Annotated in this window: 16 protein-coding genes; 13 read left to right on the forward strand and 3 right to left on the reverse strand. The window is 66.7% G+C overall.

Features of this window, described 5'->3' with window-relative positions; genetic code table 11:
- The first annotated feature begins 5 nt into the window (after positions 1–5).
- From M3A49_RS16010 to M3A49_RS16020, 3 genes are all read left to right on the forward strand, one after another.
- Positions 6–689: a response regulator gene (locus M3A49_RS16010; RefSeq protein ID WP_254356293.1), complete on the forward strand. Its 684-nt coding sequence runs from the start codon at positions 6–8 to the stop codon at positions 687–689.
- Complete coding sequence (locus M3A49_RS16015) at positions 686–2,254, forward strand: sensor histidine kinase (protein WP_266229556.1); 1,569 nt, start codon at positions 686–688, stop codon at positions 2,252–2,254. The genes M3A49_RS16010 and M3A49_RS16015 overlap by 4 nt, the downstream gene beginning before the upstream one ends.
- Positions 2,255–2,367: 113 nt before the next feature.
- Positions 2,368–3,495 (forward strand): aminotransferase class V-fold PLP-dependent enzyme, encoded by a 1,128-nt coding sequence (locus M3A49_RS16020; RefSeq protein ID WP_254356294.1) that lies wholly within the window; start codon positions 2,368–2,370, stop codon positions 3,493–3,495.
- A gap of 127 nt (positions 3,496–3,622) precedes the next feature.
- Here M3A49_RS16020 and M3A49_RS16025 read toward each other — a convergent pair whose 3' ends face one another.
- Both M3A49_RS16025 and M3A49_RS16030 read right to left on the reverse strand, forming a co-directional pair.
- Positions 3,623–4,318 (reverse strand): 4-carboxy-4-hydroxy-2-oxoadipate aldolase/oxaloacetate decarboxylase, encoded by a 696-nt coding sequence (locus tag M3A49_RS16025; RefSeq protein ID WP_266229516.1) that lies wholly within the window; start codon positions 4,316–4,318, stop codon positions 3,623–3,625.
- Positions 4,315–5,046: a PIG-L deacetylase family protein gene (locus M3A49_RS16030; RefSeq protein ID WP_266229518.1), complete on the reverse strand. Its 732-nt coding sequence runs from the start codon at positions 5,044–5,046 to the stop codon at positions 4,315–4,317. The genes M3A49_RS16025 and M3A49_RS16030 overlap by 4 nt, the downstream gene beginning before the upstream one ends.
- A gap of 511 nt (positions 5,047–5,557) precedes the next feature.
- Between M3A49_RS16030 and M3A49_RS16035 the strand changes: the two genes are divergently transcribed.
- Positions 5,558–7,789 carry a TonB-dependent receptor gene (locus tag M3A49_RS16035; protein WP_266229519.1) on the forward strand — a complete coding sequence of 744 codons (2,232 nt, stop codon included), beginning with the start codon at positions 5,558–5,560 and terminating at the stop codon, positions 7,787–7,789.
- Positions 7,790–7,891: 102 nt separating this feature from the next.
- On the opposite strand, the gene M3A49_RS16040 is transcribed toward M3A49_RS16035, so the two are convergent.
- Positions 7,892–8,560 carry an O-methyltransferase gene (locus M3A49_RS16040; RefSeq protein WP_266229520.1) on the reverse strand — a complete coding sequence of 223 codons (669 nt, stop codon included), beginning with the start codon at positions 8,558–8,560 and terminating at the stop codon, positions 7,892–7,894.
- 468 nt (positions 8,561–9,028) lie between these two features.
- Here M3A49_RS16040 and bcsB point away from each other — a divergent pair, with 468 nt between their 5' ends.
- The 9 genes from bcsB to bcsR all read left to right on the forward strand — a co-directional run bounded on the left by bcsB (position 9,029) and on the right by bcsR (position 24,239).
- A complete protein-coding gene (bcsB, locus tag M3A49_RS16045) occupies positions 9,029–11,407 on the forward strand; it encodes a cellulose biosynthesis cyclic di-GMP-binding regulatory protein BcsB (RefSeq protein WP_266229521.1) in 2,379 nt (792 codons plus the stop codon).
- Positions 11,408–11,469: 62 nt separating this feature from the next.
- A complete protein-coding gene (gene bcsZ, locus M3A49_RS16050; protein WP_416338964.1) occupies positions 11,470–12,759 on the forward strand; it encodes a cellulose synthase complex periplasmic endoglucanase BcsZ in 1,290 nt (429 codons plus the stop codon).
- Entirely contained in the window at positions 12,741–16,859 is a 4,119-nt protein-coding gene (locus M3A49_RS16055; protein ID WP_266229522.1) for a cellulose synthase subunit BcsC-related outer membrane protein, read from the forward strand. The genes bcsZ and M3A49_RS16055 overlap by 19 nt, the downstream gene beginning before the upstream one ends.
- 57 nt (positions 16,860–16,916) lie before the next feature.
- The gene (bcsE, locus tag M3A49_RS16060) at positions 16,917–18,770 is read left to right on the forward strand and encodes a cellulose biosynthesis protein BcsE (RefSeq protein WP_266229524.1); all 1,854 of its coding nucleotides are present in this window, start codon (positions 16,917–16,919) and stop codon (positions 18,768–18,770) included.
- Positions 18,771–18,779: 9 nt separating this feature from the next.
- Positions 18,780–18,983 carry a hypothetical protein gene (locus M3A49_RS16065; RefSeq protein WP_028202484.1) on the forward strand — a complete coding sequence of 68 codons (204 nt, stop codon included), beginning with the start codon at positions 18,780–18,782 and terminating at the stop codon, positions 18,981–18,983.
- Positions 18,980–19,813 carry a cellulose biosynthesis protein BcsQ gene (gene bcsQ, locus M3A49_RS16070; RefSeq protein WP_266229526.1) on the forward strand — a complete coding sequence of 278 codons (834 nt, stop codon included), beginning with the start codon at positions 18,980–18,982 and terminating at the stop codon, positions 19,811–19,813. Before M3A49_RS16065 ends, bcsQ begins: the two co-directional genes overlap by 4 nt.
- The gene (gene bcsA, locus M3A49_RS16075; RefSeq protein WP_266229527.1) at positions 19,810–22,404 is read left to right on the forward strand and encodes a UDP-forming cellulose synthase catalytic subunit; all 2,595 of its coding nucleotides are present in this window, start codon (positions 19,810–19,812) and stop codon (positions 22,402–22,404) included. The genes bcsQ and bcsA overlap by 4 nt, the downstream gene beginning before the upstream one ends.
- Before the next feature lie 39 nt (positions 22,405–22,443).
- The gene (gene bcsG / locus M3A49_RS16080; RefSeq protein ID WP_266229528.1) at positions 22,444–24,030 is read left to right on the forward strand and encodes a cellulose biosynthesis protein BcsG; all 1,587 of its coding nucleotides are present in this window, start codon (positions 22,444–22,446) and stop codon (positions 24,028–24,030) included.
- Complete coding sequence (gene bcsR, locus M3A49_RS16085) at positions 24,030–24,239, forward strand: BcsR/BcsP family cellulose biosynthesis protein (RefSeq protein ID WP_254356305.1); 210 nt, start codon at positions 24,030–24,032, stop codon at positions 24,237–24,239. Before bcsG ends, bcsR begins: the two co-directional genes overlap by 1 nt.
- Positions 24,240–24,266 lie beyond the last annotated feature (27 nt).

Below are 24,266 nucleotides of genomic sequence, written 5' to 3' on the forward strand. Positions count from 1 at the left end.
TGGCGATGCGTGTTTTGCTTGTTGAAGACAACCCGATCCTGTCCCGTTCACTGACCGATGCGCTCTCCAGCGCGCGTCTGACGGTCGACTGCATGCATGACGGCGAGTCCGCCGATCACGTGCTGCGCACCCAGGACTACGCGCTCGTGATCCTCGACCTCGGGTTGCCCAAGCTCGACGGTCTGGAAGTGCTGCGCCGTCTGCGTGCGCGCCGCAACACGGTACCGGTACTGATTCTGACCGCGCACGGATCGGTGGAGGATCGCGTGAGGGGACTCGATTTCGGCGCCGACGACTATCTGGCCAAGCCCTTCGAGCTGAGCGAACTGGAGGCACGTACGCGTGCGTTGATACGACGCAGCCAGGGGCAGGACTGTCTGCGCGTGGCCTGCGCAACACTCGTCTACGACGCCGCCGATCGCGGCTTCAGTCTCGAAGGCGAGCCGCTCCCTCTCACGCCGCGCGAGCGCGCGGTGCTCGAAGTGTTGATCCTGCGCAATGGCCGGGCAATCAACAAGGAGACGCTGTCGGAGAAGATCTTTGGCATTGACGAATCGGTGAATGCCGAGGCAATCGAAATCTATGTGCATCGGCTGAGAAAAAAGCTCGAAGGCAGTGCCGTGGCGATCGTGACGCTGCGCGGGCTCGGCTATCTGCTCGAAGCGAGGCAGGCATGCACGCCCGCCTGAGGGCACCCGATCTGCGTATGCGGATGTCGCTGTGGCTGCTGCTGCCGCTGCTTGGCCTGCTCGCGCTGGATGCGTGGCTCACCTATCAGCGCGCAATGCAGTCGGCCCATGCCGCGTTCGACCGCACGCTCGAGTTTTCGCTGCGTTCGATCCGCGAGGGGGTGCACCTGCGCGAGGGGCGGGTCCATGTCGATCTGCCTTATCTCGCGCTGGAGATGTTCGAATCCAGCAACGACAGCAAGATCTACTACCTGATTCGCGAAGAGGCGGGTCAGGACGCACGGCCTGTAACCGGCTACGCAGACTTGCCACGGCCTGCGGGGCACCGTCTCGATCCTTTCGCGACACACTTCTACGACACGATCTATCGGGGCGTGCCCTTGCGCATGGCCTTACTGCGTTTGCCCATTCACGATGTGCCCGCCGCGCAGACGCGCATGGTCCAGATCATGGTTGGCGAAACCATCGAACCACGTCAGGCGCTGGCGCAGCAGATCCTGATCGGTTCGCTGCTTCAGGAGGGGCTGCTGGTCGTGCTCGCGCTCGGCATCGTCTGGCTCGGCGTCGGGCGAGGCCTGCGTCCGCTCAACCGCCTTTCGGCAAAGGTCGCGGCGCGCAGCGAGGACGACGGCGCGCCACTGGCGGCTTCGGGCCTGCCACGCGAAGTCATGCCGCTGGTCGAGGCGATCAATCAGTACATCTCGCGCTCGCGACGCATGCAGGAATCGCGTCGGCGGTTTTTTGCCGATGCCGCGCATCAGTTGAAGACCCCGTTGGCGGTGATTCAGGCGGAAGCGGAACTGGCTCAGCGCGGCAACCTCGACGCCAGCACCCGCCTGCATCTGCGGCGCCTGAACCGGGCGGTACGCCAGGCGGTGCGGGCAGTGCAGCAGTTGCTTTCGCTCTCGCGGCTCGATGCCGGCTGCGATCAGGCGGCGAAGCGGGCACCGATGCTGCTGCACAAGATCGCGCGCAGCGTTACGCTCGACTGGTCACCGGTGGCGCGATCACGCGGCATCGATCTCGGTTTCGACCAGCAGGACGCGGTCGAACTGGTGGGTCACGGGGACCTGTTGAAGGAGCTGATCGGCAACCTGATCGACAATGCGATCCGTTATTCGGGCGACGGCGCGGTCATCACGGTACGAGTGGGGCGGCGCCATACCTGTGCCGTGCTCGAGGTCACCGACAACGGGCCGGGCATCGCCCGGCACGAGCGCGAAGTCGTGTTCGAGCGCTTCTACCGCTGCGAATCGACGCAGAACGTAGAAGGCAACGGGCTGGGTCTCGCGATCGTCGCGGAGATCGCGCGCGTGCACGAGGCACGCGTTACACTCGACGAAGCTCCCGGCGGGGGTCTCGCAGTCAGTGTCGCGTTCCCGGCTGGAGCGCCAATTGCCCCGGGCACGACCGCGAGCGCGACCACTGCCGCGCCCGCAGAACGGGCACCCAGGCAGGGAGTTTCACGAAACAGGCGATTCAACATGGCGGCGCCTGCGCCAGTCGATATTTGCTGCTCCGCAAAAAAGAGTGAGCGCGCTAACATTGCCGCGCACGGGCAATGAGCGTGATCTAATACCCGTGCAACATTGCGAACAGCCTTGTCGCCGCAATGGCAGACGGCTTTGGTTAGAATCGGTTGTCGATTCGACTATTCATTTTCTTATCGGAGGCGAGCGTGCCAGGTTTACTTCCCAATGTCGACCGCGAGGGACTCCTCGAATATTCAGTGGTTTACACCGACCGCTCGATCAATCACATGTCGCAGCTCTTTCAGGGCGTCATGCGAGATATCTCCAGCTCCCTGAAAAAAGTCTACAACGCGAAGTCGGTCGTTGTCGTCCCGGGCAGCGGGACCTTCGGCATGGAAGCCGTTGCCAGGCAGTTCGCGACGAACAAGAAGTGCCTCGTCATTCGCAACGGCTGGTTCAGTTTCCGCTGGTCGCAGATTTTCGACATGGGCAGCATTCCCTCTGAATCGATCGTGCTGAAGGCGCGTCCGGTCGAACAGGGAAGGCAGGCCGCCTACGCACCGCCACCGGTCGAAGAAGTCGTCGCGGCGATCAGGGAGAACAAGCCCGATCTGGTCTTTGCGCCGCATGTCGAAACCGCATCCGGAATGATGCTGCCCGATGCGTATTTGCGCGCGGTGGCCGACGCCGTGCATGCCGTAGGCGGCATGTTCGTACTCGACTGCATCGCCTCCGGTACAGTCTGGGTCGACATGGAGAAAAGCGGCGTCGATATCCTGATCAGCGCACCGCAAAAGGGGTGGAGCGCATCACCTTGTTGCGCGCTCGTCATGCTCGGCCCGCTCGCCCGCGAACGAATCGACGCAACGACCAGCACCAGCTTCGCCTGCGATCTTCGCAAGTGGCTGCAGATCATGGAAGCCTACGAGAGCGGCGGATTCGGTTACCACGCAACCATGCCCACGGACAGTCTCGCGACGCTGCGCGACGTGATCAAGGAAACCGAAGCATACGGCTTCGACAAGGTAATGGCGGAGCAGCTCGAACTCGGCAAGCGCATTCGTTCGCTGCTCGTTAGCAAGGGCTTCCGAAGCGTGGCGGCCGAAGGCTTCGAGGCGCCCGGCGTCGTGGTCAGTTACTCGGACGACGACGGCATACGATCCGGCAAGAAGTTCGCCGACGCCGGCCTGCAGATCGCGGCCGGTGTTCCCCTGCAATGCGACGAGCCTGAAGACTTCAAGACCTTCCGCATTGGATTGTTCGGCCTCGAAAAACTGCATGACATCGAAGGCGCGGTCGCAAGGTTCGCGAAGGCGTTGGACCGGATCCTTTAACCCGCTTTTCCTCGAGGCGCGCGACGCGCTTCCTTAGGTCATCGCGAAACGAAACGAGCGCCTTTGCGGCGCCCGTTGTCGTTCTTGCTGCGGTGCGCCTCGTGTAAAGCCATCGAACGTTGCAGACTCAAGCGTCTGCCGGCGTGTCGACGTAGCGCAGACCCTTTTCGGCAAGGCGCTCGCGCATGCCGTAATAGTCGAGGCCGAGCGTGCCGCCCGCGAGCACCGCACGCGTCTTTTCTTCCTTGGCGAGGCGCGCCTGGGTCGCCTCCACGACCTTCGCCACGGTGGCGAACGGCACCACGACCACGCCGTCGTCGTCGGCCACGATGACGTCGCCCGGATGCACGATTTGCTGTGCGCACACCATCGGCACGTTCACCGAACCGAGCGTTTCCTTCACCGTGCCTTGCGCCGAAACGGCCTTCGACCACACCGGGAAGTCCATCGCCTTCAGTGCGCGCACGTCGCGGCAACCGGCGTCGATGATCAGGCCGCGTACGCCGCGCGCCGCGAGCGAGGTGGCGAGCAGTTCGCCGAAGTAGCCGTCTTCGCAGGGCGAGGTGGGCGCGGCCACGAGCACGTCGCCTTCGCGACACTGCTCCACGGCCACGTGCAGCATCCAGTTGTCCGAGGGCGGCATAAGCACGGTCACGGCCGGGCCCGCAATCGCGGCGCCCAAATAAATGGGCCGCAGATACGTGGCGAGCAGGCCGAGACGGCTTTGCGCCTCGTGCACGGTGGCCGTGCCGGCTTCCTTGAGGATTTCGATGTGACGCGCGTCGGCGCGCGGAATCTGGGTGACGACGACACCACGTTTCATGACAGATCTCCCACCACTGCGGGCGTCAGGCGCATATAGCCTTCCGCGTATTGAACGTCGCGCTTCGCCGTAATGCCGATGTTGCGCTTGGCCTGCACGCCGCGCTGTTGCGCGACACGCGTGTAGTACTCCCAAAGGTGTTCCTGGCCCGCCATGCATTCGATGGCGCGGCGCTTCACGTCCCACACTTCGGTGATGTCGAGGAAGGTGTTCGGAATCCACTCGCACTGCTCGGTCTGGTGCGGTTCGAACGCGTAGACCGGTGGCGCGCCGACGATCTTCTGCCCTGGATTGTGGCCCTCGGCCTGGGCGATGATGCGCGCTTCCTGCGCCACATGCATGGCGAGCGGATGATCGAAGTTGTACGGGTCTTTCTGCGAGTGGCTCAGCACGAACGCGGGCTGCACGTCGCGATAGATGTCGACGAGGCGCAGGAGCGCTTCATCGGAAACGCGCAGCGGGTAATCGCCCAGATCGAAGAACTCGCATTCCGCGCCAAGAATCTCGGCGGCGGCGAGCGCCTCCTCGCGGCGCGCGGCTTTCACTTTCTCGATGGTCATGTCCGGGCCCTTGCGCCAGAGCTTCGCCGACTCGCCGCGCTCGCCAAACGAAAGGCACACCACTTTCACGCGATAGCCGTTCTTCTTGTGCAGGGCAATCGCACCGCCCGCGCGCCATACGAAATCCGCGCTGTGCGCGCTGACCACGAGCATCGATTTTTCAGTCATTTCCGGTTCACCAGACGTCGAACATCACGATGCGCCATTGTAGGTTTGCGCGCGCCGCCCGAACCAACGAAAGGACTGCCGAAAGGCATCGAATCTGCTTATCGGCGCCGCATGAAACGCGCCTCGAATTCGGGCCGGGCCGCGTCTCGCGCATGCGGCGGCAAGCGCCGCGCGGCGCATTGGTTGAGCGCGCAACGACGCGGGATGAAGCCGCACGCTCGCGTGGCGAACTCAAATCTTGTGGCCCCGAATTTCCCAACCTTTCGTTGCGCCCACATCGAATGCCTCGCACTGAAATTGTTGCGTAAACGCTGAATACACCTCTTGACAGCAATATTTAAATAACACGCATTCTCATTTGCAATACAATCCGCATACTTTTCCGGGCCGCTCATGGGGCCAGCTCTGCGAGCCCTGTCTGACCGGCAAAGCATAACCATTCGCCCGGAGCCTGCGCGCAGCACCAAGGCATCACGGAGCGCCAGCGCTACCTTCGCTACGAACCCTTTTTATGTCCGCATCCCGTTTGCACTCGCCTTTCAATTTGCCTTCGCGCCTCCCCGCTTCCCGCGTCACGATCCTCGCCGCCATCGCCGTCGCGTTCAGCATGCCCGCCGCGGCGTTCGCGCAAACCGCCGAGGCGCCCACTGCAGCGAGCGGCGCCGCCGCAACCGGTAGCGCCAGCAATGCCACGCTGCCTACCGTGAAAGTGCAGGCGTCCCAGGAAACGCTGCCGGGCGACCTGCAGCCGACCTTTGGCGGCGGCCACGTGACGCGCGGCGGCGACTTCGGCGTGCTCGGTTCGCAGAAGAACATCGACGTGCCGTTCAGCATGACGACCTACACCGCGAAGCTGATCGAGGATCAGCAGGCGCGCACCATTGCCGACGTGCTCTCGAACGATCCGGCCGTGCGCACCGCCTACGGTTACGGCAACTTCCAGGAGGTGTACGTCATTCGCGGCTTCACGCTCGACAGCGACGACATCTCGCTCAACGGCCTGTATGGCATTACGCCGCGCCAGCTCGTGGAGACGGCTGCGCTCGAGCGCGTGGACATCTTCAAGGGCGCGAGCGCATTCCTGAACGGCGCGGCGCCCAACGGCACTTCGATCGGCGGCAGCGTGAACCTGCAACTGAAGCGCGCCGACGACAAGCCGCTCACGCGCGTGACACTCGAAGGCAGCGCCTCGGGCGAGCTCGGCACGCATATCGACGTGGGCCGCCGCTTCGGCGACAACGACCAGTTCGGCATTCGCGTGAACCAGTACAACCGCGACGGCGAAACAAGCATCGACAGCGAAATGCGCCGCGCCAACCAGACGGCCGTGGCGCTCGACTGGCGCGGCGAAAAGCTGCGCCTCGAAGGCGACTTCATGTATCAGCGTCAGCACGTTTCGGACGGCCGCCCCGTCGTCTACGTGCTGGGCGACGAGATTCCCGGCGTTCCCTCGGCCACGCACAACTACGCGCAGACCTGGTCGTATAGCGACGCGGAAGACACCGTCGGCATCCTGCGCGCCGAATACGACTTCCTGCCCGGCTGGACCGCGTACGTGACGGGCGGCGTGCGCCACACGAACGAGCACGGCGAATACTTCTCGCCCTACTACACCGATCCTTCGACCACCACCGGCTCGCGCCTGGGCGTCGTGCGCAAGGAAGGCGCGACCTCGGCGGAAACGGGCGTGCGCGGCCACTTCAACACGGGCCCGGTGAGCCATTTCGTGACTGCGGGCGCCTCGATCGTGCGCGTGGAAACGCAATCGGGCTGGACGCTTTCCAATTCGTTCCCGACCAGCCTCTACGGCGGCGTGCAAGTGCCGTATCCCGCGACGGCCTATCAGGCCGGCATGGACGGCAACCCGCCGATCACGGCGCTGAACCTGATGCGCAGCGTCTCGGCCTCGGACACGCTCGGCTTCTTCCACGACCGCGTGCTGTTCACGGTGGGCGTGCGTCACCAGGAGATTCTGTCGAACGGCTACTCGTCGTCGACGCTGCTGCAGACCTCGAACTACAACGACTCGATCACCACGCCGCTCTTCGGCCTCGTCGTCAAGCCGTGGGAGAACGTGTCGATCTACGCGAACCGCAGCGAATCGCTTTCGGCGGGCGGCATTGCGCCTCAGGGCACGACGAACTACGGCGACCAGCTCGCGCCGGAGCGCACGAAGCAGTATGAAGTGGGTGCGAAGTACGACAACGGCAAGTATGGCGCGCAACTCGCGCTGTTCCAGCTCGAAAAGCCGCAGACGTATACAAACAGCGCGGGCGCCTATGTGGCGAACGGCAACGAGCGCCATCGCGGCGTGGAAGCGTCGGTGTTCGGCGAGGTGTACAAGGGCGTGCGTTTGATCGCGGGCGCAACCTATATCAACGCCGTGCAGCTCGACACCGCAGGGGGTTCGACCGACGGCAAGACGCCGGTCGGCGTGCCGAGCTTCCTGCTCAACCTGGGCGCCGAATACGACGTGCCCTGGGTGCAGGGCCTCACGCTTTCGGCGCGCTGGACGCATACGGGTCCGCAGTATTTCGATGCGGCCAACACCATGTCGATCAAGGCGTGGGACACGGTGGACATCGGCGCGCGCTACGCGACGAACGTGTTCGGCCGTCCGACTACGTTCCGCGCCAATGTTTATAACCTTGCCAACAAGGCGTACTGGTCGTCGACCAACGGCGGTTATCTGACGATGGGCGCGCCGCGCACCGTGCTGTTCTCGATGACGACGGACTTCTGACCGGCGATCGTCAGCGCGTAGCTAGACGCACGAAGGGCCTGGCAGTTCATCTGCCAGGCCCTTTTTTGCTGTTGGCGTATGTGTGTGGGCAATCGACGTTTGTTACCCGCCCACCACCGTAATCGCAAAGCCGTCCCAGCCTTTGCTGCCCACCGTCTGCACAGCCGTGGTCGCGAGCCGTTTGTCGTTTCCAAGCATGTTGAAGTAGCGGCGCAAGCCGACCACGTCGTCCTCGTGATGCGCGGGGTCAGCCACGCGCCCTTCGCGCACCACGTTATCGGCCACGATCACCGTACCCGGACGCGAAAGCTTCAGCACGCGTTCGAGGTAGTTCGGGTTATTGCTCTTGTCCGCGTCGATAAACACGAAGTCGAACGGCGCCGCGCCTTGCGCGATGAGCGCATCGAGCGATTCGAGCGCGAGGCCCGTCATGACCGTCACCTTCGCATCGAGCCCGGCCCGCGCGATGTTCGCCCGCGCAACGGCCGCGTTTTCCGGGCTGAATTCGAGCGACACCATCGCGCCGTCGTCGGGCAGCGCGCGCCCGAGCCAGATCGCGCTATAGCCGCCGAGCGAGCCGATTTCCAGTATGCGTCGCGCGCCCTGAATGCGCGCGAGCAGATGCAGAAACTTGCCCTGATTCGGTGCCACGTTGATCGCGCGAAGGCCCGCCTTGGCGCTCGCCGCGAGCGCGCCGTCGAGTGCATCGTCGGGACCGATCAGCCGATCGCAGAACCAGTCGTCCACTGCCTGCCACGTTTGCTCGTTCATCACCCTGCTCCGTTTCTGGATCAAGCCGCCAAGATTACCTCACCCGCTCGCGACACTGCACAAGCGAGAGATTGTTGCGCGCCTCAACGATACGGCATCCTGATTAATTGAATGAACCCGATCGCTGACTTTCGGCACACCACTTCCGGCGCCCGCGTTGCGCAATCGCAATGCCGCCGCGCTTTGTTGCGCGCACAGGAATTGTCAAGCGCTCCAACCTGCCGGCCCAACCCACGCGCCCAACTGTCAAACCGGTCGCCAGGCCGCGCCAGCCCGTCATCTGCGCGCTTTACGCAACGGGCATAAACACGTGCATTCATAGGGCGCGATCCTCGGCTCTCCGCTAAACTCCACCCACATTGACGCCGTTTCGAGATAACGCCTGGCGGCACCACGCCGCCAATATCCCTGGTCGCTGTCTTTGCAAGATAAAGACAGGCACTGCGAAGAAAACAAAGGGCTGTTGCGATGCGACTCTCCGTTCAAGTTGGGCTGGGCGCACTCGTCGCCGGATTGCTGCTGGGGGCGAGCCTCTTCGCGGTGGACAAATCGGCTGTCGCGGCTACACAGACCGCGGCGCCGGGAGCAAGCGACGTTCCCGCCGCGGCGCCAGTCGCGGCCTCTGCCACCTTGACCGGGCCCGCTGTCATCCAGACGGCCCCCGGCGCCGTCATTCCCGAGCCTGCCGCGTCGGTGCCGCTCGGGCAGCCGCGTACGCGCACATTCACGTTGCGCCAGATGGGTGCGTACGGACCGATCCCGCTGCGCGGCCTCGATCCCACCGGCAGCATGAACGTCGACGTGCGCACCGACGAAGTCGTGACCGGCGCGAAGCTCAAGCTCGTCTACACCTACTCGCCCTCGCTGATCTGGTCGCTTTCGCATCTCAGGGTGTTTGTGAACGGTGAAGTGGTCGCGACGATTCCGCTCGTGAAGGAGACGGCCGGGCAGCTCGTGACGAGCGAGATCGATCTCGACTCGCGCCTTTTCACCGACTACAACCGCATCAGCGTGCAGATGATCGCGCACTACACGCTCGATCATTGCGAGGATCCCTATCATTCGAGCCTCTGGGCCGACGTGAGTCCCGAAACGTCGCTCACGCTCAACACGGCGGGCATCGTGCTGCCCGACGACCTCGGGCTATTGCCTGTGCCGTTCTTCGACCGCCACGACAACCGCCTCGTGCGTATGCCCTTCGTGCTCGCCGCCAACGCGGGCGTGCCCGTGCTCCACGCGGCTGGCGTCGTCTCGTCGTGGCTTGGCGCGCTCGCGAGCTATCGCGGCTCGCGCTTCCCGGTCTCGCGCACCGTGCCGCCCGACACCAACGCCATCGCGCTCGTGCTGCCGGGCCAGGTGCCCGAGGGGCTGAAACTGCCGGAGATCAAGGGCCCCACGGTCTCGGTCATGGCGAACCCGGCCGCCGATCCGCAGTCGGGCCGCAAGCTGCTCGTGCTCGCGGGCCGTACGCCCGAGGAACTGCTGAACGCCGCCTACGCGGTCGCACTCGGGCAGGCCGGCATGGCCGGCAGCAGCGTGATGGTGAAATCGATCGATCTCGGCCCGGCGCGCGAGCCCTACGACGCGCCGAACTGGGTGCCCACCGACCGCCCTGTGCTGTTCCGCGAGCTGGTGACCGACCCGCAACAGCTCCAGGTGTCGGGCTACAACCCGCCCGCGATCCGCGTGAATCTGCGCGTGCCCGCCGACCTCTATGCGTGGGCGCGGGGCAACGTGCCGCTCGACATCCGCTATCGCTACACGGCGCCTTCCGCGTGGAACGACTCGGTGCTCAACGTGAGCATCAACGATCAGCTCGTGCGCTCGCAGCGGCTGCGGCCCGTCACGCGCGCCTCCGACGAAGCGCGCATCAACGTGCCGCTGCTTTCGGGCTCGGACACGCGCGCCGCCACCAATCTGGAAATCCCCGCATTCCGCGTGGGCAGCGACAACCAGTTCCAGTTCCAGTTTCATATCGATTCGCAGAAGACGGGGTTGTGCACCTCCACCGCCACCGATGTCGCGCGCGCAGCCGTCGATCCCGACTCGCTCATCGACTTCAGTGGCTTCGCGCACTACACGGCGCTGCCCAACCTCGCCTACTTTGCGAACAGCGGCTATCCGTTCACGCGCATGGCCGACCTTTCCGACACGGCCCTCGTGATTCCGGACCAACCCGACACGAAGGATCAGGAAGCCGTGCTCACGCTGCTCGGCCACATGGGCCAGTGGACCGGCCTGCCCTCGCTGCGCCTGACGATCGTGCCCGCCAGCCAGGTGGACAGCGTGCGCGACAGCAACCTGCTCGTGATCGGTTCGGGCTCGGGCGCGCAACTGCTCGAGAAGTGGGGCAAGGACCTGCCGCTTCTCATCGAGCGCGGCAGGACCGAGATAACCACGCGCGACCAGCGCAGCGGCTGGCCCGGCTGGCTTGGCGGCACCGAGGACGAGGACCCGACACCGTCGGGCCGCTCGATCGTCACGCTCGGCGGACCGATGGCGGCGCTGATCGGCTTCGAGTCGCCGCTCAAGTCGGGCAGGAGCGTGGTGGCGCTCGCCGCCACCTCGTCGGCGCAGCTCGGCGACGTGCTCGACGCGCTCCAGGACGGCGGCAAGATCTCGCAGATGCACGGCGATCTCACGCTCGTGCGCTCCGGTCAGGTGGAGGGCCTGCGCGTGGGCAACCGCTATTTTGTCGGCGATCTGCCGTGGTATGCGCGCGCCTGGGTGTTTATCTCGCGCTACCCGGCACTGATGGCGCTCGCGGGCATTCTGGCCGGTCTTATCGTTGCGCTCACCGTGTTCTGGGCGCTCGGCCGCATGGCCTCCCGCCGCTCCGGGACCTGACGATGCGCCCGGGCTTGGCTACGCTTGCGCCCGCTCTGGCGCCACGGCTTGCGCCCCGGCTCATGCGCTGGCTCGCGGCCGGCGCGCTCGCCTGCGCGCCGCTCGTGCCGCTTGCACCGCTCGCAACACTGGCGCTGCTGATGCCGGTTGCCACGGCACAGGCGGCCGCGCCAGCCGTCAATGCCAGCGCAGCAAAATCCGCCAGCCCCGCGGCCTGCGCCTGGCCCGCATGGAATGCGTTTCGCGGCACGCTGCTGAGCGCCGATGGCCGCGTGATCGACGCGAGCACGCCGCGCCAGGTGACCGTTTCCGAAGGGCAGTCCTACGCGCTCTTCTTCGCGCTGGTCGCGAACGACCGCGCGAGCTTCGACAAGGTCCTTACGTGGACCGAAAACAATCTCGCGCAGGGCGACCTCGCCACGCATCTGCCTGCATGGATCTGGGGGCGCCGCGACATCGGCGAGGACGGCAAGCCGGTTGCGGCGTCGGCAGCATCTGGCAGTTCAGGCGCCGCGGATGCCGGCGAGCCGCAGTGGGGCGTGATCGACAGCAACCCCGCCAGCGACGCCGACCTCTGGATCGCCTATACGCTGCTCGAAGCCGGACGCCTCTGGAACGAGCGCCGCTACACCGCGCTCGGCACGGTGATGGCCCGCAACATCGTGCGCGAGGAAACCGCCGTGCTGCCGGGTCTTGGCCGCACGGTGCTGCCGGGACCCGTGGGCTTTACGATCGGCAAGGACGGCTGGCGCCTGAACCCCAGCTACGTGCCGCTGCAGGTCATGCGGCGCTTCATGCTCGCGCTGCCGGAGGCGGGCGAATGGAAGGCGCTGCTCGCCTCGTCGGCGAGACTCGTCAACGAGACCGCGCCGAAGGGCTACTCGCCCGACTGGGTGGAATATCACGCGAAAGGCGGTTTCGCCCCCGACGCGCAAACGCACGCCGAAAGCGCCTACAACGCGATCCGCGTCTATCTGTGGGCCGGCATGCTCGCGGGCGACGACCCGCTGCGCACCAGCACGCTCGCCACCTTCAAGCCGCTCGCGGACTTCGTCGGCGCGCATGGTTTTCCGCCCGAGCGCGTCGACACGACCACGGGCACACCGGGGCCGAACGAGGGCAACGGCGGCTTTTCCGCCGCGGTCGCACCGTATCTGGCTGCGCTCGGCCGCAGCGATCTCGCGAACGCCCAGGCCGAGCGCAGCCGCACGCTCGCGCAGAAGTCGCCGCCTGGCTACTACAGCAGCGTGCTGATGTTGTTCGCGCTCGGCTACCTCGACGGGCTCTACCATTTCGACGCGCAAGGCCGCGTTGCCCCAGCATGGACGAGCGCATGCCCCACGCCGCGCTGAACGCCCTGGCGTCCGCCCGCCGCGCTGCCCATGTGCGCCGCGCGCGCCGTGAGGCGCGGCGCGCGGCCGCGCATCCACTGCGCGGCGAGGCGGTTTCACGCACGCCGCAACGCTTGCTGCCGAACATCGCACCGCGTCTCGTACCAAAATTCGCACCGACACTCGCGCCGATCGTCGCGCTGGTCTTCGCGGCCTCGCCGTATCTGGCCTCGGCGCAGGCCAGCCCGCAGCCAGCGGCCAACGCCGCCACGCCCGCCGCCCAGGCCGCGCAGCTGCTCTCGGCCGCGCGCATGTGGGAAGGCAAGAATCGTCCGGATATCGCACGCGGGCTCGTGCAAAAAGCGCTGCTGTTCGACCCGCAGCAGCCCGAGGCGCTCGCGTTGCTCGGCGAAATCGAGCTGCGCTCGAACCGCCCGGCCGAAGCCGCGAAAATCCTCGCGCAGCTCAAAAAAATCGCGCCCAATGCGAGCGCAACGAAAGAACTCGACGACGCCTACCGCGTCGCCACGAGCGGCAAGATGGAGATGGCCCAGATCCGCCTGCTCTCGGCCGCCGGCAAGAGCGAGGAAGCTTCGGCGCGCCTGCTCAAGCTGTTTCCGAACGGCGCGCCCGCGGGCGATCTCGCGGGCGACTACTACCGCATCCTGGCCGGCACGACCGCGGGCCGCGCGCAGGCGATCAGCGAATTGCGCACGCGCGTGAAGCAGAATCCGAACGATCCCCGCCTCGCGTTGATCCTCGGCGACCTGCTCACCGACCGCGCCGACACGCGCATGGAAGGCCTCAACCTCATCTATCACGTGTACCAGCGGCAGGACAGCAACCGGGCGTTCGCGCTCGAACTGTGGCGGCGCGCGCTCGCGAGCGCCGGGCACGACGATCCCGCCTATTACGTGTGGTATCTGCGCTATCTGCAGGAAGTGCCCGACGACTCCGACGCGAAGCAGACCGTCGCCGATCTCGGCAAGAAGCTCGGTGCGAAGGGCCAGGCGCAGGCGCAAGCCCTGGCGCAAAACCCATCGGCCGTCATTAGCGCGCCGCCTGGCGCGGCCGCGGGCAACGCGCGAGCGTCCACCCAGGCGCGTGCACGCCCCCGTCCCGGCCCCGGCGCCGCCGATCGCGCGCGCGGCCTTGCACAACTCGATCGCGGCGATCTCAAGGACGCCGAAACCTCGCTGCAAAGCGCGCAGCGCGCGAACCCCAACGACGGCGAAACCCTCGGCGCGCTCGGTCTCGTGCGGCTGCGCGAAGGCCGCCACGACGAGGCGCGCGAGCTGTTCGCGCGCGCCCTCAAGCTCGACCCGGACAACGCCGGCAAGTGGCGCAGCCTGGAAAAGACGGCCACCATCTGGGGCACCATTGCGAAGGCACGCGAGGCGAATTCGCAGGGCAAGCCGGAAGAAGCCGAAACGCTCGCGCGCGAGGCGCTCAAACTCGATCCGGGCAATACGACCGCCAGCGATATCCTCGGCAACGCGCTCATTGCGCAGAAGAAGTGGCCCGAAGCCGAAGCCGTGCTGCGCCCGCTCGTGACCGCCCCCAAGCCCGATATGGACGCGCTGCGCGGCCTCGTGACGGTGCTGCGCGAGACGGGACGCGAAAGCGAGATCGAGCCGCTCATCGCGGCCACGACGCCGCGCGTAAGCGGCTCGAGCGCCGAGCAAAAGCAGTTGCACGCGGAACTACTCTCGATCCAGGCGGACCAGCTACTCGCGGATAACCGCAAGAGCCCGGCCATCGCGAAACTCGAAGAGGCCGTGCGACTCACGCCCGACGACGCATGGACGCGCTTCACGCTCGCGCGCCAATACCGCGACCTCGGCCTGCCCGCACTAGGCCGCCAGGTGATGGAAGACGGCCTGAAGGTCTCGCAGGCGCCCGACATGCGCTATGCCACAGCGCTCTATCTGAATTCCGTAGACGACGTCGATGCCGCCGCCGCGCAGCTCGACGCCGTCCCCGCAGCCGAGCGCAGCGAAGGCATGCGCGAACTGATGGGCAATCTCGCCGCGCAGAAGAAGATCGCGCAGGCCCGCCAGCTCATCGCTCAGGGCAAGGAAGACGAGGCGCGCGCGCTGCTCGATTCCGCGGCCGCCGACGCGAATGCGGCCAACGACCCGCAGATGCTCGCCACGGTCGGGCGCGAGTGGATCGCGATAGGCGAGCCGGACCGGGGCCTGAAGCTCGTGCAGGACTGGCTCGCGGCGCACCCCGACGACCCGGCGGCGAACGGCGCGCGCGTACGCTACGGCGAGCTGCTGGCGGCGGCCAACCGCGACGACGCGTGGGCGAACTGGATCGACGCCACGCGCGATCAGCCCGGCATCACCGACGAACAGAAGGCCAGTCTCGACGACCAGGAGCTGCGCCTCGTCGCGCGCGAAACCGACCGTCAGATCGAGGCGGGCGACTTGACGGGCGCCCGCCATACGCTCGACGCCGTGCCCGACCGCCTGAAGACGACCAGGCGCTGGCTGCTCGAAGACGTCGATCTGCGCGAAGCGAAGGGTGACTACAAGGGCGCGATGGCGTCGGCGCAGAAGGTGCTCGTGACGCAACCCGACGACGCCGATGCACGCCTCGCCGTTGCGCGTATGCTGGAACGCATGGGCCGAGACCGGGAGGCCGCCGACATGGTGCGCGCAGTGCTGGCCGACACCGCGGAGAACGACATCGACACGCGCCTTGCCGTGGCGCGGCGCTTCACCGCGCTCGGGCTGAACGACGAGGCTTCCGCCGTGGTCGATCCGTTGCGCGAGCAGTATCCGGACAACGCGGAGATTACGATCCAGGCGGGGCGCATTGCGCAGGCGCGCGGCAACTACAACGAAGCCGCGAGCCTTTATCGCACCTCGCGCACGCAGGAAGTGGCCAAAGGCACGCAGCCCGACGCCGACGGCACGACGTCGGCAGGCCGCGCGCTGCAAAGCCTGGAAGACCGCAAGCAGGGGCAGGTCGCGACCGGCTGGTATCAGTCGAACCTCTCGGGCGACCCCGGCATTTCCGAGCTGCACGCCACCGAAGTCCCGCTATACGTTCGCATTCCTGATGGCTATACGGGCCACTATTTCTTCCACGCCGATACGGTCTATCTGAACGCGGGCACGCTGCCCGGCAACGACCTCGACATCGCGTACAAGTATGGCAAGATCGCCGCGCTCGGCAACGCCGGGCTCGGATCCGTCAACGAGACCGCGACGGGCGTCGCGCTCGCGGCGGGTTACGAGTTCAGCGGTGCGAACAATAGCTGGCGCGCCGACATCGGCAGCACGCCGGTGGGCTTCCCGATCACGAGCGTGCTGGGCGGCATTCAGTACCGCCACGACTTCCAGACCGGTTCGTCGCTCTCGCTCGACGTCTCGCGCCGTCCTGTGACCGCCAGCCTGGTTTCCTATGCGGGCGGCATCGATCCGGTCACGGGCGAGAAATGGGGCGGCGTGGTGCGAAACGGCTTCACCGTGCGCGGCGCGCAGGACTTCGGGCCCGGCACGATCTTCACGAGCATTGGCTTCGGGCTGCTGACCGGCACCAACGTGGAGACCAACCAGGAGTTCAAGGTTCGCAGCGGCTACGACTGGTCGGTGTTCAAGCGGCCCGACCAGATCGTGTCGAGCGGCCTCACGCTCAACTACTGGAAATACTCGAAGAACGAACACAACTACACGTTCGGTAACGGCGGCTACTACAGTCCGCAAAGCTATTTCTCGGTCAGCATTCCGCTCGACTGGACTGGCCGCTACAAGAAGCTTTCCTGGGAGATCGACGGATCGGTGGGCATGTCGTTCACGAACGAGAACGAGTCGCCGTTCTACCCGACGCGGCCCGGTCTGCAGGCCCAGGCGCTCGCGTTCATGAGCGCCAACGACCTCGGCTCGCCGTTCTTCGGCGGCGGCTCGGGCGGCGGCTTCAGCTATACGGTCGAAGCGGCGGCCGAATATCGCGTGACGCCGCACTTCGTGGTGGGCGGCCGCTTCCGGCTCGACCGCTCGCGCGACTACGCGCCGAACGTGGGCGTGCTCTACCTGCGCTATTTCTTCTCGCCGCAGAAGGGGCCGGTGCCGTTCCCGCCGCGGCCGGTCGTCCCATATTCGGCCTACTGACATGGCCACTGAACGAGCGCACATGACAACGATGAAACCCGCGAGACGAGCGACACGATGAACGATCCCGCCACCCTCCCCGCTGCGCCCGCCGGCGCCGGCCGCGATACGCGCCGCTCGCTGTTCTCGCGGCTCGCGCGCCGCGAGCCGCTCGCGATCGACGGCCTGCCGGCCTCGCTCGCTTCGCTCGGCGCGGGCCAGGTGCACGTGGTCTACGCGAACGCCTCGCCCGCGCGCGACGCACTGTTCTGGCAAACCGCCGCCGCCGCGCTCACGGGTCCCGCCACCGTACTTTCCACGCGCGACGGCGCGAGCCTCGCGGCCGCGCTGCGCGAGCATGGCGTCGATCTCGACAAGAGCGGTTCGACACATGCGTGGGCAAACGTCTGCGCGCTGCGCCCACTGCCGGAGCGCGACGGCGCGCAAGTGCTGATCGAAGCGCTCGACGCGCTCGCCGCGCAGTGCGCCGCGCCCGAAAGCCAGTTTTTCATCGAAGGCGCGGAGGCGTTCTTCAACTGGCAGGACCCCGCCGCGCTCGCAGGCCAGGGCGCGCAGCTCGCGGGCTGGTGCGCGCAGCATCGTTACGGCGTCCTGATGGTGGCAGCGCCCCCCGGCCTCGGCGACGATCAGGAGCATCCCGAACTCGCCGCCTTCCAGGCGCGCTTCGCGGGCGCCGCGCAATTGCACCAGGTGCAGGGACAGTATCACTGGGAAGTCGCGTTCTGGCGCGCGGGCGATGCCGTGCACGGCAGCCAGAGCGTACCGCTGCGCTTCTCCGCCGCCGATCACCGGCTCACGGTTTCCGGCGGCACCTTCGAAAGCGAGATCGGCGAGGCGGGCCTGCTCGCGCCCGACGAAGGCCGTGTGATCGTTTCGCGCGACGCGATGCTGCACGAGCGCGTACTGCCGCAGGCCTGGCAGATCGTCGATAACAACGAGGCAGCGGTGGCCGCCGCGCGCACCTCAGTCGCGGCCACGGTGATTCTCGATTTCAGCGTGAACCGCGACCTCGAAATGCTCGCGGAGCAGGTGCACACGCTGCGCCTGCAGTGCGGCGAAGCGCTCAAGATCATCGTGCGCGAGGACGCCGTGGCCATGCGCTACGAGTCGCTCATGCTCAACCTCGGCGCGAACCGCGTGATCGCGCGGCAGACGCCGCTCGCGCAGGTCGAGGCCATCGTCGACAGTCTGCTGGGCCAGGTGTATTCGCGGCCCATGCCTGCCGATTACCGTGCGGCGCTCGCCGCCGTAGTGCATGGCGAGGAGAGCGGTTACGTGGGCGCGGCGCACTTCGTCGAACTCGTAGGCGCGGCGGTGGAGCGCAGCCGCGTGATCCAGCTGCCGAGCGTGCTGATTCGCCTCGCGCTGATGCCGGAAGTCGCGCATGTGGATGCGCTCAAGGCGTGCCATCTGCGCCGCGCGGGCGACATCGTGACGGCGAGCGGCGACAGCCTCTACGTGTTCTTCTTCGCCTGCCGCATGAGCGACGCCGACGCCGTGTGCCAGCGCGTGTTCCAGCGGCCGCTCGCCGAGCTGTTCCAGGGCGAGGAGCGCTACGGCGACGGCCGCGCGATCACGGACGCGCTGGCCACGCTCGGCGACGAAATCGACACCACGCCGCCGCCCGACTATTCGGGCTGGCTCGCGATCAACGAGGGGCAGCCCGCCGCGCCCGCCGCCGTCTCCGTGCGGGCCAACGGCCAGACCGTGCCGCCAGCGGCGGCTGCCGCGATCGCACCGGGCACAGCAACGGCTGCGGCAACAGAAACCGCAGCGCCGCAACCCGCGGTGCCAGTCGACATCGCTCCCATAAACGGCGACCTGTTGCCTGCGCTCGACGCCGCCGCGCGCACCGACAACGCGAAACCGCGAGCCGCGCCGCAGCGCACGCCGCTGCCGCTCAAAGCATAGGAGAGCGACATGAACATCTTCCTCGGTTACTTCGTCTGGGGCTTGATACTCGGCGTGCCGCTCTACTGGATCGGCTGGCGCCTGCGTCTTGGGCGCTTCGTGCCCATGTGGCTGCGCCCCGCGCGCTCGCGCCCGCTCCAGCTCCCGCCGCAAGTCGACGCCCTGCTGATTCGCGGCCAGCGCCGCTTCAGCCAGACGGGGCCGCGCCGATGAAAACCATCGCCATCGTCTCCAGCGTGGGCGGTGCGGGCCGCACCACCCTCACCGCGGCGCTCGCCGGTCTGTTGGCGGCACGCGAACATGTTGCGCTCGCCGCGGAATGCGACCCGCGCAACGTGCTGGCGCTCCATTTCGGGCTGCGCGAGAGCGCGCGCGAAGGGCTCGTCACGCATCTGGCGGGCGGTCCCGGCGCTGGCGACGCCTGGTCGCGAGCCGCGCTGCAAAGCGACGACGGCGTGCTCGTGCTGCCATGGGGCAGCCTCACTGATGGCAACGCCTCCGACGACCCGCGCGACGACGACGCCAGCGCCCTGCTCGACGCGCGCCCCGGCTGGCTGCGCGAACTGCTCGCCCGCGTGGACCTGCCGGCGCATACGATCGCGCTCGTCGATGCGGGCACGTGGCCCTCGGCGCACGCGCGCCAGGCGATCGATGCCGCCGACCTCGTGCTCGGCATTCTCACACCCTGCGCCACCGCGTGCGCGACGCTGCCGCGCCTGATCGCTGCGCTCGTGCGCGCGGGCAAGCGCAGCGTGTTTGTCGCCAATGCGGTGGTGCCCGCGCGCCAGTTGCACATGGACGTCGTTGCGCTGCTGCGCGCGCGCCTCGGCGCCGCGATGCTCCCGTATCTCGTGCATGCGGACACCGGCGTGCCCGCCGCGCTCGCCGCCGGCGAAAACTTCTGCCTGAGCGCACCCAGCTCGCAGGCCGCGCACGACCTTCACGGCATCGCCTCGTGGCTCTCGCACTGGAGCACGGGCGCGAGCCTCGACGCACCCGACGAACTGCTCGCGCAACACGTTGCGCGCGGGAGCACGCCATGATCCGCGAGCGTATCGTCGCCCTGTGGATGGCGTTCTGGACCTCACTGCGCCGCCTGAGCGCGCCCGAGTTCAATCTGGCGCCCGATGCGCCGGGCGGCCAGTGGCTGCTGCGCGCCTTCTTCCGGCCGCCGCGCCCAGGCCAGCGCGACGTGCCCGCACTTGCCTTCGCGCGGATCGGCCAGGACATCGGCCAGCGGCTGAATATGGGCCGCGACCGCAGCGTCGGCGCGTGGCTCCTGCGTATTTTTCTGCGCCCGCGCCGCGCGCGTCAGCGTCTCGCCGCCGATCTGCGCAAGCTTCACAAGGCGCCGCAAGGACACCATCGCTTCGCGCTGCGCGCGTGGCTCGACAGACGGCTCGAACCCATCTATCGCGGCGCCTCGCGCGCGAGCGCGGCAGTCGGCGCCCGTCTGCCCGACGTGCCGTGGGAAGGCATCGAGCAGCAGCTCGAGAAGCTTTCGGCGGCACTCGACAGCGTGCCCTTCCTGCGCCAGGGCCTCCTGTGGCTCGCATTCGTCGCGGCTGTCGCCGTGTGCACGACGCCGCTGCCGTTCGCCGGCCAGGTGCTGCTGTTCCTGCTCGTGTACGTCGTGGTGATGATCGCGCGCCGCCTGCCGGGGCGCCTCGCCACCATGCTCATGGTGATGCTCTCGATCCTCATGACGGGCCGCTACGTCTGGTGGCGCAGCACGCAAACGCTGCATCTGTCGAGCCCCGCCGAGGCCATCGTGGGCTACATCCTCTATGCCGCCGAGCTCTACACGTGGATCGTGCTGATCTTCGGCTACGTGCAGACCGCCTGGCCGCTGCGCCGCAAGCCGCAGCCGCTGCCCGACGACCCGGCCGACTGGCCGATCGTCGACCTCTACATTCCGACCTACAACGAGCCGCTTTCGGTGGTGCGGCCAACCGTGTTCGCGGCAAGCTCGATCGACTGGCCGCGCGACAAGCTGCGCGTCTACATTCTCGACGACGGCGACCGCGACGAATTCCGCGACTTCGCGCGCGAGGCGGGCGTGGGCTACCTGCGCCGCGACGAACACACGCACGCGAAGGCCGGCAACATCAATCACGCGATGCCGCTCACGCAGGGCGAGTACATCGCGATTTTCGACTGCGACCACATTCCCACGCGCTCCTTCCTGCAAACGACCGTGGGCGTCTTTCTCGCCGATAAAAAATGCGCGATGGTGCAGACGCCGCACCACTTCTTCTCGCCCGATCCGTTCGAGCGCAACTTCGACACGTTCCACCGCGTGCCCAACGAAGGCAGCCTGTTCTACGGGCTGATCCAGGACGGCAACGACTTCTGGGACGCCACGTTCTTCTGCGGCTCGTGCGCGGTCATCAAGCGCGCGGCGCTCGAGCATATTGGCGGGATCGCGACCGAGACCGTGACCGAGGACGCCCACACCTCGCTGCGGCTGCATCGCCACGGCTATACGTCGGCCTATCTGCGCACCGTGCAGGCGGCGGGCCTCGCCACCGACAGCCTCGCCGACCACATCGGCCAGCGCATTCGCTGGGCCCGCGGCATGACGCAGATCTTCCGCATCGACAATCCGTGGATCGGCAAGGGACTCTCGTTCTTCCAGCGCATGTGCTACAGCAACGCCATGCTGCACTTCTTCTACGGCTTCCCGCGGCTCATCTTCCTCGTGATGCCGGGCGCGTACCTGTATTTCGGACTGCACGTGATCAACACGCCCGCGCCCGTGATCCTCGCTTACGTGCTGCCGTATCTGGTGATTGCCGCGATCGCCAACTCGCGCATCCAGGGACGCTACCGGCACTCGTTCTGGGCGGAAGCCTATGAGTCCGTGCTCGCGTGGTACATCGTGCTGCCCACCACCATGGCCTTCATCAACCCGAAGCTCGGCAAGTTCAACGTGACCTCGAAGGGCGGGCATATCGAGCACGAGTATCTCGACTGGACGATCTCCAAGCCCTATCTCGTGCTGCTCGCGATCAACGCGTTCTCCGTGCTCGCGGGCATCGGACGCCTCACGATCTGGCGCACCGAAGAGCCCGCCACCGTGTTCATGAACCTCTTCTGGGCCGCCGTGAATCTCACCGTGCTCGGTCTCGCACTGGGCGTGGCCAAAGAGGCGAAGCAGGTACGCGTGGCGCACCGCATTCCGCTGCGCGTGCCCGCCATGCTCACGCTGCCCGACGGCCGCACGCTCGCCTGCAAGACCGAGAACTATTCGATGGGCGGCCTCGGTCTCATGCTGCCCGCCGACGCCGTAGCGAAGCTCGAGCCCGGCGAGCGCATCAACGTGACGCTCGCGCGCGGCGTGCTGGAGCACGACTTCCCCGCCGTGGTCGCGCGTCTGGCCGACCGGCACCTCGGCGTGCGCTTCGTCGGCATGACGGTGGAGACGGAGCGCAAGCTCGTGGAATGCACGTTCGGCCGCGCCGATGCCTGGCTCGAGTGGGAGGACGTGCCGCCCTCCGATGCGCCGCTGCACGGCCTCGTTCAGTTGATCGAGCTGAGCTGGCAAGGCTACATGCGCCTCATCGACGCGTTCTTCGACGCGCTGGAAAGCTTCTTCACGCGACGCCGGGCCGGCCAGGTCCGCCAACCCTGATAACCGGAACCGCCGCTACCCCCTGGAACGCGAAACACTATGGGTCTCTGGAATCTCTACTTCCTCGCCAAGCTGTACCTCTACTCGATCGGCACGCTCAAGCCCGAGTGGTGGATGAACTTCGCTTTCGTCATCCTGCTGCTCGTGCCGCTGCACAACCGGTGGCTGCGTATCGCGCGCGATGTAGTCGCCGTGATCGTGGGCATCGCCATTGCGTACCACGAGTCGAGCATGCCCGACATCGGCCGGGCGATCTCGCAGATCCCCGTGCTCCTCACCTTCACGCCCTCGTACATGTTCGAGCTCACGCGGCGCGTGATTTCGCTTTCGATGGTCGTGTCGGCGGTGATCGCCGTGCTGCTCTACTTCCTCATCAACCGCTGGGTGCGCGTGACGACGCTCGTGCTGATCGCGCTCGTCGTCATGCCTGTCTGGCAGGGCGTGGGCACATTCGTGGCGAACGCCACCGCCAACGCTTCGCTCGCCAGCAACGGCGACGAGGACGGTGGCACGGGCAAGAAGCGCGACGAGCAGTCGGGCAGCTACGACCAGCAGTTCGCGGCGTTCCGCGCCAACGAGGAAGGCCGGCACGTGAACTTCACGCCGCTCACCACCGATGCGAACGCGCAGTTCGACATCATCGTCGTGCACATCTGCTCGCTCTCGTGGGACGACATGGATGTCGTGAAGATGCGCAACAACCCGCTCTTCTCGCGCTTCGACTACATCTTCCAGAACTTCAGTTCCGGCGCGAGCTATAGCGGGCCCGCCGCAATCCGCGTGCTGCGCGCGAGCTGCGGGCAGGAACCGCACAAGGCGCTCTACGATCCCGCACCGCCCGAGTGCCACCTGTTCGTGCAACTCGCGCAAGCGGGCTACAAGCCGCAGGCGCTGCTCAACCACAACGGCCGCTTCGACAATTTCCGCAGCACGGTGACCAATGAAATCGGCGTGCCGGGCGTGACGATTCCGTCGAACGACGGCCTGCCGGAAGCGATGAAAGAGTTCGACGGCTCGACACTGGTCGGCGACTACGACGTGCTCGCGCGCTGGTACAAGCAGCGCATCGCCGCGGGCGGCGGCCCGGTCGCGCTCTACTACAACACGGTCTCGATGCACGATGGCAACCGCCTGCCGCCTCCGAACACCAATCTCACGAGCCTGCAGTCGTACCCGATCCGCCTGCAGAATCTGCTCGGCGACGTCGACAAGCTGATCAATCTCGTCGCGCAATCGGGTCGGCGCGCCGTCATCGTGTTCGTGCCCGAGCACGGCGCGGCGCTGCGCGGTGAAGAGAACCAGATTGCCGGCATGCGCGAGATCCCCACGCCGAACATCGTCCACGTGCCGGTGGGCGTGAAGGTGGTGGGTCTGCCGGCCGGCAGCGAGCACACCGGCGGCGTGACGACGATTGACACGCCCACGAGCTATCTCGCGCTCGCGCAGCTGCTTTCGAATCTCGTGGCGCACAGCCCGTTCGCCACCGGCGCGCCGCCGCTCGCGCAGTATGCGAACAACCTGCCGCAAACGCGCATGGTCGGCGAAAACGAAGGCACGGTGACGATGACGACGCCCACCGGCTATGTGATCCATACGCCGGACGGCGTGTGGGTGGAGGGCAAGTAATGGCGATACGCTTGTGGGGGGCCGGCCGGCGTTTGCGCAGTGGTCCCGCGCTGCCGGGCGATATCGATGCGCTCGCGCGTCTCGTCGAGGGCGTGGACCGCGACCGTTATCTCGACGTTCAGGCCGAGGACGCCTGGCAGGCGGCCGCGAAGCGCTGGCCGCTCGTGGCAGCTGTGCTGGAGCTGCCGGTTGCAGGGGAAAAAGGCTGAGTTAGCGCGAACCCGCCTCTGCAGCGC

Origin of the sequence: Paraburkholderia sp. CNPSo 3076 (assembly GCF_026343935.1) — a bacterium.
GTDB classification, from domain to species: domain Bacteria; phylum Pseudomonadota; class Gammaproteobacteria; order Burkholderiales; family Burkholderiaceae; genus Paraburkholderia; species Paraburkholderia nodosa.

What these genes read in the sequence shown, in the direction of transcription:
- bcsG (WP_266229528.1), top strand. Translation starts at nt 22,444, where the DNA reads ATGGGTCTCTGGAATCTCTACTTCCTCGCCAAGCTGTACCTCTACTCG.
- bcsQ (WP_266229526.1), top strand. Translation starts at nt 18,980, where the DNA reads ATGAAAACCATCGCCATCGTCTCCAGCGTGGGCGGTGCGGGCCGCACC.
- M3A49_RS16055 (WP_266229522.1), top strand. Translation starts at nt 12,741, where the DNA reads ATGCCCCACGCCGCGCTGAACGCCCTGGCGTCCGCCCGCCGCGCTGCC.
- bcsZ (WP_416338964.1), top strand. Translation starts at nt 11,470, where the DNA reads ATGCGCTGGCTCGCGGCCGGCGCGCTCGCCTGCGCGCCGCTCGTGCCG.
- M3A49_RS16030 (WP_266229518.1), bottom strand. Translation starts at nt 5,046, where the DNA reads ATGACTGAAAAATCGATGCTCGTGGTCAGCGCGCACAGCGCGGATTTC.
- bcsR (WP_254356305.1), top strand. Translation starts at nt 24,030, where the DNA reads ATGGCGATACGCTTGTGGGGGGCCGGCCGGCGTTTGCGCAGTGGTCCC.
- M3A49_RS16010 (WP_254356293.1), top strand. Translation starts at nt 6, where the DNA reads ATGCGTGTTTTGCTTGTTGAAGACAACCCGATCCTGTCCCGTTCACTG.
- M3A49_RS16035 (WP_266229519.1), top strand. Translation starts at nt 5,558, where the DNA reads ATGTCCGCATCCCGTTTGCACTCGCCTTTCAATTTGCCTTCGCGCCTC.
- bcsE (WP_266229524.1), top strand. Translation starts at nt 16,917, where the DNA reads ATGAACGATCCCGCCACCCTCCCCGCTGCGCCCGCCGGCGCCGGCCGC.
- M3A49_RS16025 (WP_266229516.1), bottom strand. Translation starts at nt 4,318, where the DNA reads ATGAAACGTGGTGTCGTCGTCACCCAGATTCCGCGCGCCGACGCGCGT.
- bcsA (WP_266229527.1), top strand. Translation starts at nt 19,810, where the DNA reads ATGATCCGCGAGCGTATCGTCGCCCTGTGGATGGCGTTCTGGACCTCA.
- M3A49_RS16040 (WP_266229520.1), bottom strand. Translation starts at nt 8,560, where the DNA reads ATGAACGAGCAAACGTGGCAGGCAGTGGACGACTGGTTCTGCGATCGG.
- bcsB (WP_266229521.1), top strand. Translation starts at nt 9,029, where the DNA reads ATGCGACTCTCCGTTCAAGTTGGGCTGGGCGCACTCGTCGCCGGATTG.
- M3A49_RS16065 (WP_028202484.1), top strand. Translation starts at nt 18,780, where the DNA reads ATGAACATCTTCCTCGGTTACTTCGTCTGGGGCTTGATACTCGGCGTG.